Below are 17,725 nucleotides of genomic sequence, written 5' to 3' on the forward strand. Positions count from 1 at the left end.
CTGCAATCAAAAAGTTGATGTAATCGTTCTCGTTGACTTTGGGTGGATTCATTCTTTGGTTTTACTCCAACTCCCCCTTTTTCTCAACTGCGTAACTCCTGTGTCTCTTGAATTTCAGAATTTTGTTTTGTGGATGTCTGCCAACATATGACTTCTTGAATTACTAGAAGTATTGGCATTTCAACCGTCTGGTCGGAGTTTTTCGCCCATTAGGTTTCCAAATTCCCTTTTCGTTTTATTGCCTTATAGACAATTTCTTCCACAGCAATCTTAAGTTCGTCATGAGCATGTTGCGTTCGTTTTTTGATGTCTGCCAAGTAACTTCTGGCTTCAAACCAACTTTGGCCAAGCATTGGTCTGTACTGAGGAGTCAGGTGACAAACCTCTGGCTCATCACCATTGGCGGCAATAAGATAAACCACGTCGATACACCGAGGATCGTAAGCTAAAGTGACCTTGCTCCTCACACCAACTCTTGCGCGGATAAACCATTGCTCATTAATTGCAGTTCCGCAGGTGTAGTACAGACCTTGAAAGGCAATGCCCCTTAAGGTGATAGAAGCTGTAGCTTTTGGCAGAAGGTTCAGCCGTTGCTTTTCGGATGGTGCAGCGCGTAGAGAATTGCTGCTACTGTGAAGGCCCCAATTCCATAAGTCGATGGGGACCAAGTCGGTGTGTTGCTCCATTTGCTCATCTATTAGGTGAGGTTCCAACTTCTGATGATTGTTGTAGTGAAGAATGTATTGAACTAACAGGCATCGAAATTGCTTGAGATCAAAAACTTTATTCAACTGGCGATCGCTAGCACCACAAGATCCTAATGAAAGGATGTCGTGACCAAGACTAGCTTCAATCTTTGCAGTTTGTGCCAATTGCCTAGAATTTGGAAGTTTGACATGAACACCAAACTCGAGAAGAGAGTTAGAAAGCCATTCGTTGGGAGCGAATCCAAGCAGCAAAGTCTTGCAAATGTGGTGGCAAGGATAATCAGCATCACTGATCTCGATTCCAAGATTCCTGCAAAACGAGATTTTTTCTGCCAATGCGTTTTCAAATGCCAACAAACATCCTAATTGAAAACCTTCCTCTAAACTTACATGGGAACCTACAATCATCTGGCTCCACCGATCAAGTACTAAGTGAACAGTAGGTTTGCCAAGTATCCGAGAACGATCAATTGAACTCGCAATCTGGTGGTCGGTAGAAGCACTGGCAATAAGCCATTCTGAATTTGGAGCAGGCAACGATTGATGTGAAAAAATTCTATTCATTGTTCACCTTGCAATTATTTGCTGTACTTCTCAAGATTCTTAGGACGAGGAACGTATTCCTCATCGTCATCGTCATCTTGGCTAATTTGTTGATTTGGGGGTACTTCTACTTGAGGCATGGGAGCTTCTGGGCAATTTGGTCGCCATACTTCAGAGCTTCGTAAATCATCACGGGCTTCCATGCGATTTGGTCGCATTCCCGAAATTTGTGCAGTTTTGCTACGTCCGTCATAAGCCTTTTGCATTTGCTCTGTCGCAGTATTAATGATGTGATCCATTTGAGCGTGATAATCCGCTACCCCTTGGCGATCACGAGTTTGTGCAGCATGAGATGCTTGCCCTTTCAGGGCGAGATAATCCGCGGCTTCGTAAAGATTTCGCCCCTGAAAGATCTTTGAACGCGGAAGAAGGCGACAAACTTCCACCGTCTCAAATTGTTTAGGACGGAGATAGACGTTTGATAGATCTCGAGGATCGTAGGCAATGGTAATCTTCCACCTGCTTTTGTACCTAGCTCGAACAAACCACTCCTCCTTGATTGCCGTCTCGCATGTGTAGTAAAGCCCTAGCTTGTACTGCCCGTAATAGAAATAGATTCCACGCTCAGTTACAGAAGCTTCGGCAGATGGCAGGAGATTGAGGCGAATGAGATCAGTTGACATTACCTCAAGGCAACCAGTGCGATTCGCAATTCCCCAATTCCAAAGATCAAGTGGATAGGGAGCGACCTGATCTCGAATCATGTCTTCCTCGAATGGATAATTCTCAAGACGGCGGTACGTATTGTGCTTGAGAACAATATGTCCTATTAATTGCCGGTACTGAAAGATGTCTAGTGCTGCATCCAGACGAGGATCTCTTTCCCCCCGTTCAAGGGGCTTGCATGTTCCTCCAGGAACGAAGTCTTCGTGATCATCTTGAGCGAGGTCATGTATTTTCTCAACTTGACACTTCCAATCTGCTCGAAAGGGAGCCGTATTATCAACCCGAATATTTAGCGATGAATCTGCGAGGTTATCAGCGTGTTTGCTCAAAAGTTCCCCGCGATCGCCGACTAAAGTATTACAGATGCCTTGGCACGGATACTCCTCCTCTGTGATGTCAATCCCAATGTTTTTATAAGCCTCAACTTTGGGTGTGAACGCATGCTCAAGGGCCATCATCATACCTAGCCAGCTAGGTCCCTCCAGACCTACATACCAGCCAGTTATCGCCCAACTGAATTCATCTACAACAAAGTAAACTACAGGTCTCCCAATGCGTCGGTTGCGATCGAACCAGCTCACCAGATGAAGGTTGCCGATCATGGCATCGATTTGATAGCACGACCCGGGACCACGGGATCTTTTGGGAGAACCAGAAATATCCCTGTTTTCTAAGTCGTACTTACGCCTGCCTTTCCTATGGATAAGAACTTTAGAGAGTTCAAATCTTTGTTCGAACCAATACCGGAATTCTCCAATAGTTGGCAGGGTGTTAATATCAGGAAGAATAGGCGTGAGAACACCCTTCTTAAACTCATAGCCAATGTTGTAGAACTCTTCTAAAGTTCTTTGATGGGCAACTGTGAGCGATTTTTTCTCAGAATCCAGGTAAAACTTTCTGATTCCTCTATCAAATTTCTCTTGGTCACTCGTTGTGACATTGACTGAGGTCTGTTTGCCGGTTTGCTTCGTAATATTGCTTTTACGCCCCCTCTTATGCGGTCCTGCCTCTGCTTTGACACGAGTTTCTCCTGGAGCACCGCAATCGAAATAGAGGGGAAGAAGAGCATTCTTATTCTGCCCTCTCTGCCAAAAAACTCTTAAATAATCTCGTACGGTTACTTCTGAAACTACCTGCTTACCGTATTTTTTTGAAGGTTTGCACCAAGGGCGTTCAGTAGAAGCTGCAACCTCTATTAACCGCTGTCTCTCAGCAGGAATAAAGGCTGAAATTCCACTATCGATAATTGGAGAAATAACTTCCCAAGCTTGATCTCTACGAGTACGATGCCTATCAAGATATTCCTGTGAAGGTAACAATAGGGAAGCGTATGGGTCAATTTGTAGAATTTCAGCACTTCCCGACATAAGTGCCATTTCTAATTCATCATATTTCCACCAATCTGGAAGAACCTTCCCCACCAACTCAATAACAATAATATGAGGCTTTTCAATATGAAGAACTCGAATTTTTTGTTGTTCCGAGCCATTCCTGTGCAAACGCAGAATTTGATTTTTAGCGATCAGCATAATAAATCTCAGCAATTAGAATTCAAGTGGCGGTTGCAGCAAGAAGTTGAGTTTTTTTGAAGGGTCGATAATTTGTCTAATATCAACCATCCATTTTCGAGTAGCGATTAGATACCAAGCCAAGGCTAAGCAGCTACCATGTTTTAAGGCAAATTTAGTGTCACAACTAGCCGCAACTTTAGCTAATAATTCATCGTTTTCTAAAATCAATTGAGTCAATTCAGCATAAGCTTGAACCAATAAGTTCTCCCGAATAGGTGGCTTTGCACCTTCGTGCATATACTTACGCATATGTTTCACGTTTTCTACCAAATCTGTTGAGATCTCGTTCTCTGTCATAATCACGAAGCGAACGTTGCGAGCCTCCCAGTATCTCCGCCGGATCTCTAGCTTTTCAAGATGCCTTTTTCCTGATTTTGTTAAAGGATTGAGTTCTTCAAGAGGTTTGACCTCAATTGCAAAATGGTCTTCACCAAAATTTGTTTCTATACAAGCAATAAGATCTGTAGTTGCAGTTACTGGCTTCTGCGTCTTTGGATCTACTGGATGTTTGATATCTAATTGCTCTGCAATCCACAGCGTTTCTGTTAGATCAAGCTCGACTTGCATATAGAGATCAGAGATTTTAGTCGCCCATTCAATCATGCAAAAGACCGAGAGTTCAAGCCCACTCATCACGTGATAGGTTCTTCCCGTAATGTGGCTTTTGATCCGACTCACTCGCCCTTTCGAAGAGAACGTCCTAACTGTCAAATTTGAGCGATACTTTGGCTGTTCGTTTTTATGTGTCATAATCCTTATTCCCCAAAGGAGCTTTAGCAAAAGCCGCCTAATACCTTGGACAAACTTTTTTCAGTCGCAGCAAGTTATTGCGCCTCTTTTTGACCCGTAGCTACGTACACGCCAACAATAAGATGTGTGAATGGGTCTGTCACATACACCAAATATGGATGGTGAGGTATCGTCTCTTGTTTAAGCGCAGTCTGCCTAAATGCAGATGGAGAAAAAGATCTCAAAAATTTGGGAAAACCTTTTAGCCAAATCCACACTCTTGATGTGATGTTTTGTATTAAGTGCTGAGCAAATTGTCCTGTCCTTCCATCTTTGAAGCTATTTAAAGAGTTTCGCAGGATTGCAAAGTAGTACTTCGGTGATTTATCCATCATGGTCTTGCTTGGATTTTTACTTGATACTAGGTGAACATCAAGTCGTGTTGAACCGACGTAGTAAATCCTTAATTCGGGAAGATTTGGCTGACCTGTTTTAGACATAAAAATCCTCCTGCAATGATGCAGAAATTTGTTTAACTTAGGAACGTTGTTTGGAAGAAGCGGGAATTACGATTAGAAGCAATAGGAATTGCTCTCGAATTACAAACTGAGCTTTTCAACTGCTTCTTGATTTCGATTTTTGTTTATTACCCGTGCAAATAGGGGTAGAGGGTACAGCCTTGAAAGACTCTATTGAATTACCGGAACCTCAGAGATTGCCTCGTCAAAGATTCCTCGAGTGGGTAAACCAATTTCACCCCCCCGGAAAAATTATCTTAGGTAGCAAGGACTGAGCCAAGTTTTGAAAACGTCAAAAATTAGAATATACACAATCTTACACAACATCTAGCTTTTTGCAATATATGCTGTGGAAAAGTTCCTGTAGAAGTTGTTAAGATGTTAAGTGCCAAAGATGTAGGTTGTCTAATCTACATCTGTTTTCTCCAGCAACTTCTGCTCCCCCTCAAGGATTTGTGATCTCCCTCAGGGATTGAAACTAGAGGTATCAACGTAGGATCATGAAAGGATTCATTTGATTACCCCGGAGCAACAAATGCCCAAGGGACACAAGCGCACTAAAGGCGTTCCTGAGCTTCACAACGAGTTGAAAGGACGAGTTAACCTCTCCTTAACCCCTCAAGCTGTAGAGGGTTTGGACGTATTGGCAGCAGAACGAGGGCTGTCCCGCTCAGAATTGATTGAAAGAATTGGTCGCAAAGAAATTCCGCTGAGCGATCCTATAAGCTCAAGTTCCCGGGTATTTGATAAGTCAGTCTACTCATTTATTGAGCAGTCTCTACAGTCACTGCCCTCTTTAGATGAGATTGAAATATCCAAAGTCCATATTCTTCCATTTACTGATCGCGCCTCACTGCCAAGCAAGCCAGGTGGTTTTGTTGTTAGCGATTGGGTCCATACATACTACAACTCCGACATGAACCTTTATAATTTCTTTCAAGATGAAACTATTGTTAAGTATATGGAGATGCAGTTTGGAGGTTTACCAGACAACCTCTTCATTCTTTGGCTAACTTGTGATCCTCGAAGATTAAGGCTTATTTGGTCAGATGTAAAAGAAGCTTTTGAGAATATTCGGGAAGAAATGCTGCTCCGATCGCTGCTTCGAGATCGTCTTCAAATTCAGAAAAGGGGTTCTGTTGAACGTGTAACTAGTTACGAAGAACCACTTGATGAGCCTACTTAAAGTAGACGAGTATGTAGGACTTTGAAACCTGTGGAGAAACTAATACAACATAGTTCAAAAACATTCCAGAACAAGCTAGTACAGCAAAAAATAAGTTGTGTAAGGGGTGAAGGGGTTCCACCCCTTCTTGGGGGCGAAGCCCCCAAACCCCCATGTTGCAAAATTTAGTGTTTGCAACACTAGTACGCGATCGCATCCCCGAAATCATTCGGCAATCTGGACGAGAGTGTGGGGTGGAAACGATGGATGAGGAGGAATTCCGCCAGGCATTGCGGGCAAAGTTGGTGGAAGAAGCGCAAGAGGCAGCAGCGGCTATTGACGCAGATTTGGTAACGGAACTTGCTGATTTGTGCGAGGTTATGGATGCTCTCATGGTGGCTTCTGGGATTGACCGAGAAACCGTTTTAAAGGAGCAAAAACGCAGACGACTTGAGCGGGGTGGGTTCAGTCGTCGTATTCGGTTGCTCTGGAGTGGGGCAGACTAGAGACAGGATTACCAGGAGTCGTCTCTTTGAGTCTGAAGGATCTCGAATTACGCAACCAGTACCGTAGCGATCGCCACAATCTGCTGGAGGACTTCTACATCCCCTGATTGGAGCGATCGCTCACCTACGATCAAGCGATCGGCTTCTTCCTCAGCATTTCCCTGGTGGCAAAGACAAAGGGGCTTTCAGCACCGAGAGTGGAGTTAGGCAGAATGCAGCTGGTTGCTTCGCTTAATTGGTCTCAGGAGGGCCGCTGACGCGATCGCCCAAAGACGCAAGCAGCGGAAGGTCGGCAAAGCAGCCTTAGTGCGAGAACTGCAGCAACTAGCAGATAACAGATTGGGGACTAGGCTGGGTTTTGAGCATGGTGCTGGAAATTATGCTGACAGTTCATCAGAATCTTTACTAGCAAGGCATTTACAATGAAAAACTGGGTATTTTTAGGAATCTTGGTGACTAGGTGTTCATCTTCACAGGGGCAGTCACTGAGAATGCTAATTAACGTTCTCTACTTGTAGCGATCGCTGCATTTAAGCTTAAACAGGTAAAAAGGACCTCTCGACAGCGAGAATTGCTGACAAATATGGGAATACTGAATAAAAAGGCATTGCTGAGCTTGGGATTTCCCTGGCTCGGAAGGGCTTGGCTGCTCGATGAATCAAACTGAATCTGGGATTATCAACGTGCTCAAGCAGGGCGCTCCACTTCGGGCTGGCGATATTGCAAAGGCTCTCAGCATTTCGCGCCGAGAGGTGAATCACTATCTTTATACCTCGTTAAACGGGTTGGTCACCCAGGATTCCCAATATAAATGGACACTCAAATCAGCCTCAAAAGTCGAAGGTGAGCAACTTTTAATTTCTTTTGAGGAACAGCCCGTAAGCTCTACCCTAAACGAGCTACTGACGCAGCATCAGCAGTGCCAGCGCGAAGCTTCCCTTGAGGACACTTTGCAATCGTTGATAAATTCCCCTGAAGAGTAGTACGTATGGCAGGCGAATTTAGGAATGATTTAGGGGGGCAGGGTGTTATACGGGGGCTATCGGGTCATTACCGCAGTGGAGCTTCCAGCCTTGGTAAAGAATTTTTTGCTCCCTGTCTCAAGTATTGTTCAGCATATCGACGAGCTGTTGGTTATTTTTCTAGCAAAGCATTACTTGCGTGGTTGGAAGTGTTGCCTCGCTTTGCTACAGAATCCGTAACCATTCATCTACTCATTTCCCCTGAGTTATCTGATGAAGATCGTGATGCTTTAGAGAAAGCACTCAACGAAGAGGAGCGCCAGCAACTGAGAAAAGTTTCAGTTGAACGATTGCTCCAAGAAACGTTAGAAGACTCATCCTTGCCCAAGGCTATAAAAGCTAGAGTGCGATTATTTGCCTGGATGGTAGCCAATGATCATCTCATTCTCCGGTTTGCTTTTCCAGAGCACGTTGAACAACCTGGAATTTTTCATGAGAAGATTGGCGTTTTTCAGTTTCCTTGGGGCGATCATGTTGCGTTCACTGGCTCAGCAAATGAGTCAGAACATGGCTATGAGCGTAACTATGAATCAATCGATGTCTACCGAAGCTGGATTGTTGGTGACGAAGAGCGAGTTCGGATTAAGCAGGAGCAGTTTGAGGAAGCCTGGTCAGCGAAGGCTGTTGGGTTAAAAGTATTACCACTATCTCCTGAATCAGCCGCACTGATTCGCAGTAAAGCTCCTAATGAAAAACCAGTAGTGGCTTCCAAAAATGGCTTTACCCTACCCAGTGTGAAGGAGAAGCCAACTGATTATGGACATGAGCCAGAAGAACCCTTAAAGCACATCAATGTTAAAAACCAGTGGCGGCATCAGGATGAAGCAGTCGCTCAGTTTCTAGAGGTGAAGCACGGGGTTTTAGAAATGGCAACGGGCACAGGCAAAACCCGCACTGCTATTCAAGCCCTGACAGCTTTGGATACGCAGGGGCAAATTGATGGAATTATTATCAGCACTGACGGCACCGATTTATTGGATCAGTGGCGTAAGGAAATTGAATTCTGGGCGATTAAACGCCCGCAGCCTTATCGGGTGTTAAGGCATTTTGCCCAGCATCATGAATTGGGCGAATTTGCCTTGAATCCGAAGCGGGCTGTCCTGGTTATCTCTCGCGAACAATTGGCTTCTTTATTTAGCCGTCTTGAACCTGCTCAAAAAGAGCGGCTGATTATTATTCAGGATGAGGTGCATGGCTTGGGAAGCCCATCACTGCGATCGCAGTTAGCGGGTCAGCATCAGGCATTTGGCTATCGATTAGGGCTGAGTGCAACACCAGAACGAGAATATGACCAGGGTGGAACGCAGTTTATTTTTGATGAAATTGGTGAGGTTTTCTTTGAGTTTGGCTTGGAGGAAGCGATCGAGCGCGGAATCTTGTGTGAGTTTGACTATATTCCGTTAACATACCTCCTCACGGATAGCGATCGTCAGCGGTTGCGGCAGGTTTATGCGAAACGCTCGGCACGCCAGCGAGAAGGTAAACCCATGACGCAGCAAGAATTATGGACAGAACTTGCGCGGGTCTATAAAACTGCTGAGAAAAAGCCGGAAGTCTTCGCTGATTTTCTGCAACAAAATCCTCAGATTATTGAATCCGCCATTATTTTTGTGGAAGACAAGGCTTACGGGGAGCCAATTTTAGAAACGCTGCACAACTACACGTACCGTTATCGTACCTACTACGCAGAGGACGATCGCCGTAATTTAGTCGATTTTGCAAAAGGCAAAATTGATTGCTTGGTCACCTGTCACCGAATTTCGCAGGGAATCGACATCCGAAATCTCAAAAATGTCATTTTATTCTCGTCCGCACGGGCACGCCTGGAAACCATTCAGCGAATTGGGCGATGTCTGCGTTCTGATCCTAATTCTCCTGATAAACGAGCAATAGTCATTGATTTTGTGCGATCGACGGAGGATGACGAGAGTGAATTTAATGCGGATGACGATCGGTGTATGTGGCTGTCTGAGCTTTCTCAAATTAGGAGGGTGGAGTAGATGTCCAATTTAGATCGTGAGGTGATTAAGGCAATTCAAGAGGCAGTCCGTGAGGCAGGGCAGCCCGATAAAGTTGCCAAGCGCATTGAGGCATGGCTGAATGCGATGAGCACCTCTGAACTCAGTGCCACCGATGAGCAAGGGTATTTGGAAAATGTGCGGGCTGCGATAACCGTCAACGTTACTGGAGGCAGTGATGAGGATTGAGTTAGCAGGTTGGAGTAGTGAGGGGTTACGCTGTCCCGACATTGAAATTAAATTAATGACTGACGACAGGATTGCCCCTGTATCGCTGATCCAGATGCCCAATGGCACGGATAAAACCACAACTCTGACGATGATTCGAGCCGCTATGAGTGGTGAAGCTCAGGGGTGGACTGCCGGGAAAATTAAAAGCCTACGCCGTCCAGCTGAAGCACTTTCAGAGGGTAGATTTATTCTGAATTTGAGAGTTGATGACCAATCCTTGACAATCCCCTACTTGCCATCTGCTCAATTGTTAGGTAGACATTTATCATGCCTAGCAACCCAGACAAAAAATCAGTTCGAGATCTGGAAGCACTCGTTTACTACGCCAAGAAATTTGAGCGGTTACGGGTCGATCGCGCTCATGGTATAGCTCCTCATAAACCTATTTTGTTACTGTCTGTAATTGAACAAATTAGAAGAGAGAGCATTACAGAGAACAAAATTTATTTATCCTCTGAACTGATTCAAACATTTCTTAAATACTGGAGTTATCTAGGCTCGTTTAATCATAATCCTGACATTGCTAGACCCTTCTTTCACATGAGAAGTGGTAAGTTTTGGCATCTATGGGCAAATCCAGGTTATGTAAAACTAATCTCCTCCAAAGAGAAGTTAAAAACTCTTTCAGAAGTCAAAGAATCAATTAAATATGCTTACTTAGATGAAGAACTATTTGAATTTCTACAAGACCCAATTCTAAGAAGTAGTTTAGTTACTGTGTTAGTTGCTCGATGGTTTCCGGGTAAGTTTGAGTTAGTCGAAGAGATTTCGCAAACTGATGAATTTCGAGATCCGCCAGAATATCTGAGAGATGGTTATTGGGAGCTTTATAACGAGCGATGAAGAAAGACCTAAGCTACTACGCTAAGAAATTTACAAAGCTAGGAGTCGATCGCGCTCACGGAGTTGCACCACACAAACCAACTCTATTACTCTCTGTGATTGAACAATTTGACAAAGGCAGAATACAGCATAATCAAATTTATTTAACTCCTGAACTAATTGCTACCTTCCTCAAATACTGGTCAAACTTGGTAACTACCGATCATCGATCAGACATTTCTTTGCCCTTCTTCCATCTCACAGGCGATAAATTCTGGCATCTTATGCCTAATCCTGGTTTTGAGGCAACGATTGCAAGTAGAACTAAAATCAAAGGTTTAGCAGCACTCCGCAATACAGTTAAATATGCGTATGTAGATGATGAATTATTTGAGTATTTACAAGATGTGAGTTCAAGAGTTCATTTAGCCGAAACTTTAGTTTCAACATGGTTTCCAGCTAAGACACAACAGCTAGAAAAACTTTATCAAGTTGATGGGCTAGATAATATTCAGTTGAGATTATTTGAAAAAGGTGGTGCAGTCTACACAACAGAAGACATTAAGGATCAAGATAAGACATTCGTAAGAAACGCTGCATTTCGTCGTAATGTAGTCTCCCTGTATCTACAACATTGTGCCCTTTGCCGGTTGAAGATTGTTAGCCGAGATAGCCAGAATATTGTAGATGGAGCGCACATCAAACCATTTTCAGAGTTTCATGATGATCGCTTTGATAATGGAATCGCTCTTTGTAAAAATCATCACTGGGCATTTGATCGTGGTTGGTTTGGTATTGGTGACGATTACAGAATCATCATTCCTCACGATCGTTTCCATGAAAAAAGCCCAACAAATATGCGACCACTTGAAGATTTTGATGGAGAAGCAATCCTTTTACCAAATCAAGAAATTTACAATCCAAGAATTGATTCTCTTCAATGGCATCGCTCATTCTGGAAAATTGCCTAATCTGATTCCATACCCGTTTCCGAATCAGGACTCATATAGAGCTTTCTATATTCTGCGGCTGCATCTGGGTTAATTTCTCCTAAAGCCTGAATGATGGCGATGACGGTTTCTGAAGTGGGATCTCTCACTTCATTTGCCCAACGATAGACATTCGATCGCCCCACACCTAACTGATCAGCCAGCTTAATTTGGCTGATGTTGTATTGCTCCAACACCATTTTTAGAACTCGACCTGCTTTTCCCATGACATAGATCGTGTCAGAGGATGATCAACTCGTAAAGGAGTGAGTCCTAATGGACTACAAAACGAGGTATAGTAAGGAAGCTCACAGCCAAGTGGACTTTGCTTTTCCCTGCTTGTAGTCCATTAAGGCGACAAAAACAGGAGATTCATCTATGAGTTTTGTGGAAAATGGAGGGGTTAACCCTCCTGCTGATCCGCCTGCCGATTTTTCTGATAGTCGTTCATCGAACGAAGAACCTATAAAAATGACGCTCACCGCTTCCCGTCAAGCTGTAGATCGCATGATCCTTCTATTACACAACCGCAACATCATTGCAGGCAGTGAATGGAGCAGACCGATCGCCATTAAAAACTCGGCGGAAGTGATTAGTGTTGCTAGTCGAATGATTCAAATCGATTAATATCGGCAGTGACAGGCTTGCCAACCTTGTTGTAAAAGCTGTCACTGCTTGATTAGATCTCATCAAACAACAATGGTTGAATGCTTCCATCAGGCAGTATGTCAGGAAGCCACTCATCACCTCGGTGTTCTGTGCCGTCCCAGCGTTCAGGGTAGGTGTTTGCGGCAATCAGTTCTTCAATCCGCGCCAGTTCTTCATCATTAATCAGGTTGAGTTCTGGTTTACCGAGCGATCGCGCTGCCTCATTCACTTCTGCCTGGATACCCAAAACTTGCTCCAGCATCCAACGTCGTGCATCCAAGTGCAGCGGACCTAGCCGATTTCTGCCGATATACTTGGTTGCTGACTTACGCTCTTCCCCATGCTTTCGCAGCCGATATTGTGGCTTTCGGATTTCCCAATATAGTGGTCTGAGCTTGTGAAGAGGAGCAAGGTATGCCCACTCCGGTTGAGCAATCAGGCGATCGAGGGCAGCATCCTTCTGAACGAGAGGACAGCCGATACATCCTGTTCTGGCATTGAGCGGCTCCTCCCCATCACTAACATCCTGCCCGTAAACCCTGGCGATCTCAAAAGTGGGGAATCCAAGTTCTAAATCGGCATGAAGCAGCCAGTCCCACACGTGACAGACCCGCCAATGAACGATCGGAGCTAGCGTATCTGCCACAGCCCCCGAAGACGAATGTTGGAACCAGCCCTGACCGCACTCTCCGCCATCTTTCGTACAGCTAACCGCAATCCGCTGATCCCTGGCGGCACTCTCACCAATCCTTACCCCGGTGATCATCAGGAACTTTTCGCCCCGTTCCTGCCGTAGGGCTTCTAATTCCCGTTCCATGCTCATGACCTTGAGCTTAGGCGTACACCATCGGAAAGTATTGGACGGTGGCGGCACTCCCCGACCCAAGATGTAGACAAAATAGCGGTGATCCAATTCTGGCAACACGACGCGGGTTTCAAACCCACGCTTGCGAAGCTCCTCCAAAATCCCCATTGCTGACGAGTGCAGCGGCGGTAGCTCTTGGCGAGTATCGGCGTAAAGGACGGTTAAGCTCTCAGGTTTGGGAACTTGCCCCGTTTCGATCAGATGGGCAATGAGGGTGACGGTGGCGGAAGAGTCCTTACCCCCAGAGAAGGCGATTGCCCAGTGTTTGTAAAAGGAGCCATAGTGACGCAACGATTCCACCGATAGCTCAATGCTCTTCGGCAGCGTCAATCGATCTTCTTCAAACAGGCTTAGCGTTCTTGCCACAGATACCCACTACTGATGGTGTTGTTTGCTTACTTTAGCAGCTAATTTTCCCTGAGCCATCTCTTCTAGATGTGAATCGTCTACCACTATATCTAGTGGAGTGCCATTCAAAATTAAAATTTTAGCTGTAAGTTATGGCTTGAGTGTGCTAATAGTATAGCCGTACTGCGATCGCCCAGGTCGGTTCTAACTGGCGATGCTGGAGTCAAATAGGCTCAGGACATGGGCTAGATGGCGATGCCAGTTTAAGCCGCCCGAATGCAGCGTCAGAATCAGAAGCGTCAGCGGGAGCTTGCTGGCGATATGCTCAACCCCTGGATTGCACCACTCCATGTACTCCACCCATGCATCAAAAGCCCACTGCTGGATCTGAGCATCGTTCTCTTGCAGGTAAGTCGCCCAATCAGGGTGAAGGACGATCGCCTGCTGGTCATTGCTAAAGGTGTAGAGTGGCTTGCGGGTTTCAAACTCGTTTTGGGACAGCACCAGAATCTTTTGATTGACCTGGGCATCCTTGGCTCCTCGTAGTTCCTCCTCAAAAAAGGGGCGAATCAGGCGGAAGGGAACGTAGCGCAGGAGTTCAACGGTTGAGTCGGCAACCCGTCCCTGGATCATGCCCTTGAGATCGGTCGGGCTGACATCCCTGACACGGAATAGGGATTTTGGCAGGGCATCGTCCAACTCTTTCAGCTTCTCTGCAATCTGGTCTTGTGCCCCAAACTTAAGTTGGTGAGTGTGGTGTGCCTTCCAAGCTCTTGCCAGCATCTCCACCACCACGTCTTTAAGCGGGATCGGCGTAGCCGCTTCAAACTGCCGTTGCCGCAGTTCATCCATCAGCCCCAGGAAGAACAGATATTTGTAGGAGTTTGTCGTGCGATCGAATAATCGACTCAGCGCCTCAATGTCGAGGGTCGGGGAAGGAGGCAGCGTCATAGTGGTATTTTCTTGCTTGAGCTTTTATCCTGAATTCTATGCGACCCAGGGGGAAACGCATGGACACGACACGACTGGGATCAAGGGGCGAGGTCTGCACCACATCGCAGGCTCATGTTTTTGTGACTAATTTTGATCAGTTGATTGCTTGCTGCGATCGCAGTCAAACTGGCAAACGCCTCCCTGGTGCCCTTTACGTTCATGTCTCTGCCCTCCCTGCCCTGGAGCGATCGCTGCAAGATTACGAGAATCTGTCTCGTCAACACCTGAAGAAGTTGGAGGGGGCTACCCTCGTCAAATTCAGCACTGACCAGCCCAGAGTTTCCTACCTGTCTTATCCTGATTTTGATACCGATGCCCACCCTGCTCTGCAATGGAGCGTTCAGGTTGACCTGGTAACTTCGCAAGTGGGTGTGCGGAACTATAACGGCACAGATAATCCGCCTGTTCTACACCGGAAGGAAACCTTTGTCACCTCAGACTACCCTCTGTATCAACCCTTTGCAGAACTGACGCGACAGGAAGAAGCTCTGGGGCTACTGAATCAATCGCGGGAGATCGGAACTCGTGAGGGTTGGGCAAAACGGCTGACCGATTGCGGGATTGAGATTCAGGGTCATGTCCTGGCTTGCCCGACTTCCCGAACTGCGGTTATCAGTCAGCCCAAGATCGATCGCCACAAAGCCGCTCTTGTCCGTAACGAGCTTTCTAAGCCTGTGAGGGTTGCGTTGGAAGCAGGATTATTTCCCCCTGAAACTACCTTCTTCGACTACGGCTGTGGGCATGGGGGAGATGTGGAGCGGATTGGCGATCGCGGCTACATCAGTGCTGGTTGGGACCCCTACTATCGTCCTGATACTCCCTGCGCGTCGGCTGATATTGTCAACCTGGGTTACATCATCAACGTCATCGAAGATCCGGCAGAGCGACGGCAGGCATTGCTCAAAGCCTGGGAGTTGACCGGGAAGGTGTTAATTGTCGCGGCGCAAGTGCTGATCGAAGATCGAATGCGCGGCATGATGGCGTACAGCGATGGGGTGATTACCCGCCGCAACACGTTCCAGAAGAATTACAGCCAGGAGGAACTCAAGAGCTACATCGACCAGGTGCTTGGCGTTGATGCCATTCCGGTTGCGTTGGGCATTTACTTGGTTTTTCGAGATGAGGCACAGGCACAAACCTTCCGAGCGTCCCGCTTCCGATCGCGTGCCACGACTCCCAGAGTCAAAGCCAGCGTCAAGCGGTTTGAACAATATCAGGAAATGCTGGCTCCCCTGATGGCATTTTTCACCGACCGAGGACGGTTGCCCCTTGAGGAGGAACTTCAAGAGTTTGGGGCACTGCAATCGGAATTTGGAACGCTACGACGAGCCTTCCAGGTGGTTCTCCAGGCAACGGAGGGTCAAGAATGGGATGCCATCAGCGAGAAACGCCGCCAGGATTTGCTCGTCTACCTTGCGCTCAGTCATTTTGGCACACGCCCCAAGCTACGACATCTCGCTCCCATTGTTCAGCATGACATCAAGGCATTATTCGGCAACTATCAGCAAGCCTGTACCGCAGCAGATTTGATGCTGTTAAGTCTAGGGAATTTAGAGGTGATGGCAGAGCGATGTAAATCTAGTGCGATCGGTAAGAAGCTGTCGAACTCTCTCTGGGTTCACGTCTCTGCCCTGGATGCCCTTGATCCCCTGCTTCGGCTCTACGAAGGTTGTGCCTCTCGCACGATCGGTCGCCCTGAAGAAGCAACCGTGGTCAAGTTCCACACCAGCAAACCCAAAATCACTTACCTGTTCTATCCAGATTTCGATCGCGAACCGCATCCTTGTCTCCGCACCAGTATGCAGATTGACCTACAAGATCTGCACGTCAGCTACCGAGACTATGACCCAGAGGAAAATTCACCCGTGTTGCACCAGAAGGAGTTACTAGTTCAGCCGGACTATCCGCTCTATGAGAAGTTTGCCAAGCTGAGTCAGCAGGAGGCGGATTGGGGGTTATTGGATGATTTGGGAAAGATTCGCGATCGGCGAGGTTGGCAAAAGTGCCTGGAGGAACACTGTGCGGAGTTGAAGGGGCATCGGGTGGTGTGGCGGAAAAATGCTGACCCGTACAGAGTAAAGTTGCTTAAATCTGTACAGCGGCAAAAATCAGGATGAGCGAATACAGGAAGATGGAAGTGCGCTATCAGGGTAAGCCGCAACAAGTATAAAGCAAAGAGTTAAGTAAGGTTTATGCTATCTTGCAGGAAAATCCTTACTTCTGGTGACAGAATCCCAACTATGGCTAACTGGCTTCAGGTTAGGCGACTGCGTGGTAGCGTCAGCAATTGGAACCAATGGAGGGTTAATAATCCTGGCATCAGACCGGATTTGTCAGGAGCAGATTTAACATACGGCAATTTTAGTGGAGCAAACCTCAGTTATGCCGATTTAACTGCAGCTCAGCTGTTCCACACAACTTTTACAGAGGCAAATTTAACTCGGGCAACCCTTGCTTCAGCGTATAATGACTATCGCAATGATGGTTACCCTAAGGGTACTAATTTTAGCCGGACTATCTTAAGTGGCACTGACCTGAGCAATATTCGTCTAAGAAATGCTAATTTCAGCCGAGCAAATCTTCGTGAAGCAAATTTGAGTGGAGCAAAATTTGACAACGTTGACTTTAGTGGAGCTGATTTAAGTAGAGCAAACTTAAGTGGTGCAATTCTATCTAAATTTTACTTAGGAGGGTTAGCTAACCTTAGTGGTGCAAATCTCACTGACACAAATCTAAGTAATGCAAATCTTACAAATGCCTCTCTCAGTGGTTCTAATCTAGCAGGATGCATATTGACAGGAGCGTATGTTGGCGGTTGCAACTTTAGTGCTTCTATATTAGATCAAGTATGCTGTGACTACATTTTTATTGAAAATCTAGCGGGTAAAGTTCGTTGTCCTCCTACAGGCAAATTCGCATCAGGTGAGTTTGCTAGCTTGATTCAACAGTATGGGACAGTTGATGTTCTTTTCTCAGAGTTGTATAGTGGCAAGGCTAATAACAAATCAGAAAATACTGATAAACCAGAAAAAAAGAAATCCAATGACAATGGATATATAACTCTTATTGTTGAAGGCATAATTGGTGCATTAGCTACCGCATTAGGAAATGCAATTGCGGGTTGGGTCGGTGGTATTGTCGCTTTTGCGATTGCTGCGATTATTGCCTTCTTGTTTCATGCATAAAACTCCTCCATTTTGTTTAAAATTATCGAACGTATTATGGGTATGTCAAATAGATTGTGTCAAGGGTAAAAACTCAAGTTGGAAAGCGATCGCCGAATTCAATCGCGAAGCGATTGAGAGCAGGTTTCCAGTCACGAAT

General features: G+C 46.0%; 17 protein-coding genes. 10 read left to right on the forward strand and 7 right to left on the reverse strand.

The genetic code is table 11. The features are described 5' to 3' along the window. Nucleotides 1–209: 209 nt before the first annotated feature. The 4 genes from H6G89_RS33515 to H6G89_RS33530 form a co-directional block, all read right to left on the reverse strand. Nucleotides 210–1,271, reverse strand: coding sequence for a Mu transposase C-terminal domain-containing protein (locus H6G89_RS33515; protein WP_190514352.1), 1,062 nt, complete (start codon nucleotides 1,269–1,271; stop codon nucleotides 210–212). A 14-nt stretch (nucleotides 1,272–1,285) separates the two neighbouring features. After that, on the reverse strand, nucleotides 1,286–3,505 hold the full coding sequence (locus H6G89_RS33520) for a Mu transposase C-terminal domain-containing protein (protein ID WP_190514353.1): 2,220 nt from the start codon (nucleotides 3,503–3,505) through the stop codon (nucleotides 1,286–1,288). A 15-nt stretch (nucleotides 3,506–3,520) separates the two neighbouring features. Continuing rightward, the gene (locus H6G89_RS33525) at nucleotides 3,521–4,225 is read right to left on the reverse strand and encodes a TnsA endonuclease N-terminal domain-containing protein (RefSeq protein WP_190514354.1); all 705 of its coding nucleotides are present in this window, start codon (nucleotides 4,223–4,225) and stop codon (nucleotides 3,521–3,523) included. 146 nt (nucleotides 4,226–4,371) lie between these two features. Next, nucleotides 4,372–4,776: a hypothetical protein gene (locus H6G89_RS33530; RefSeq protein WP_190514355.1), complete on the reverse strand. Its 405-nt coding sequence runs from the start codon at nucleotides 4,774–4,776 to the stop codon at nucleotides 4,372–4,374. 553 nt (nucleotides 4,777–5,329) lie between these two features. Between H6G89_RS33530 and H6G89_RS33535 the strand changes: the two genes are divergently transcribed. From H6G89_RS33535 to H6G89_RS33565, 7 genes are all read left to right on the forward strand, one after another. Next, nucleotides 5,330–5,980: a ribbon-helix-helix domain-containing protein gene (locus H6G89_RS33535; RefSeq protein WP_190514356.1), complete on the forward strand. Its 651-nt coding sequence runs from the start codon at nucleotides 5,330–5,332 to the stop codon at nucleotides 5,978–5,980. A 152-nt stretch (nucleotides 5,981–6,132) separates the two neighbouring features. Next, entirely contained in the window at nucleotides 6,133–6,465 is a 333-nt protein-coding gene (locus H6G89_RS33540) for a nucleoside triphosphate pyrophosphohydrolase (protein ID WP_190514357.1), read from the forward strand. A 653-nt stretch (nucleotides 6,466–7,118) separates the two neighbouring features. Next, a complete protein-coding gene (locus H6G89_RS33545) occupies nucleotides 7,119–7,448 on the forward strand; it encodes a hypothetical protein (protein WP_190514358.1) in 330 nt (109 codons plus the stop codon). Between the two features lie 5 nt (nucleotides 7,449–7,453). Beyond that, nucleotides 7,454–9,487 (forward strand): DEAD/DEAH box helicase family protein, encoded by a 2,034-nt coding sequence (locus tag H6G89_RS33550; protein WP_190514359.1) that lies wholly within the window; start codon nucleotides 7,454–7,456, stop codon nucleotides 9,485–9,487. Then, nucleotides 9,488–9,694, forward strand: a complete 207-nt coding sequence (locus tag H6G89_RS33555) for a CxC ATPase DNA modification system associated small protein (RefSeq protein ID WP_190514360.1) — start codon at nucleotides 9,488–9,490, stop codon at nucleotides 9,692–9,694. A gap of 309 nt (nucleotides 9,695–10,003) precedes the next feature. Further along, on the forward strand, nucleotides 10,004–10,579 hold the full coding sequence (locus tag H6G89_RS33560) for a hypothetical protein (protein WP_190514361.1): 576 nt from the start codon (nucleotides 10,004–10,006) through the stop codon (nucleotides 10,577–10,579). Further along, a complete protein-coding gene (locus tag H6G89_RS33565; RefSeq protein WP_190514362.1) occupies nucleotides 10,576–11,529 on the forward strand; it encodes an HNH endonuclease in 954 nt (317 codons plus the stop codon). Before H6G89_RS33560 ends, H6G89_RS33565 begins: the two co-directional genes overlap by 4 nt. Here the strand turns inward: H6G89_RS33565 and H6G89_RS33570 are convergent. Then, on the reverse strand, nucleotides 11,526–11,774 hold the full coding sequence (locus H6G89_RS33570) for a helix-turn-helix domain-containing protein (protein WP_190514363.1): 249 nt from the start codon (nucleotides 11,772–11,774) through the stop codon (nucleotides 11,526–11,528). The two genes, H6G89_RS33565 and H6G89_RS33570, sit on opposite strands and share 4 nt — an antisense overlap. Before the next feature lie 151 nt (nucleotides 11,775–11,925). Between H6G89_RS33570 and H6G89_RS33575 the strand changes: the two genes are divergently transcribed. Continuing rightward, complete coding sequence (locus H6G89_RS33575; RefSeq protein WP_190514364.1) at nucleotides 11,926–12,174, forward strand: hypothetical protein; 249 nt, start codon at nucleotides 11,926–11,928, stop codon at nucleotides 12,172–12,174. Nucleotides 12,175–12,226: 52 nt separating this feature from the next. Here H6G89_RS33575 and H6G89_RS33580 read toward each other — a convergent pair whose 3' ends face one another. Next, nucleotides 12,227–13,426 carry a phosphoadenosine phosphosulfate reductase domain-containing protein gene (locus tag H6G89_RS33580; RefSeq protein WP_190514365.1) on the reverse strand — a complete coding sequence of 400 codons (1,200 nt, stop codon included), beginning with the start codon at nucleotides 13,424–13,426 and terminating at the stop codon, nucleotides 12,227–12,229. 186 nt (nucleotides 13,427–13,612) lie between these two features. Continuing rightward, complete coding sequence (locus tag H6G89_RS33585) at nucleotides 13,613–14,359, reverse strand: hypothetical protein (protein ID WP_190514366.1); 747 nt, start codon at nucleotides 14,357–14,359, stop codon at nucleotides 13,613–13,615. Between the two features lie 59 nt (nucleotides 14,360–14,418). On the opposite strand from H6G89_RS33585, the gene H6G89_RS33590 reads away from it, so the two are divergent. Both H6G89_RS33590 and H6G89_RS33595 read left to right on the forward strand, forming a co-directional pair. Continuing rightward, nucleotides 14,419–16,518: a DNA phosphorothioation-associated putative methyltransferase gene (locus H6G89_RS33590; protein ID WP_190514367.1), complete on the forward strand. Its 2,100-nt coding sequence runs from the start codon at nucleotides 14,419–14,421 to the stop codon at nucleotides 16,516–16,518. A gap of 123 nt (nucleotides 16,519–16,641) precedes the next feature. Beyond that, entirely contained in the window at nucleotides 16,642–17,586 is a 945-nt protein-coding gene (locus H6G89_RS33595) for a pentapeptide repeat-containing protein (protein WP_190514368.1), read from the forward strand. Nucleotides 17,587–17,725 lie beyond the last annotated feature (139 nt).

The sequence above is a fragment of the Oscillatoria sp. FACHB-1407 genome, assembly GCF_014697545.1.
Lineage (GTDB): Bacteria > Cyanobacteriota > Cyanobacteriia > Elainellales > Elainellaceae > FACHB-1407.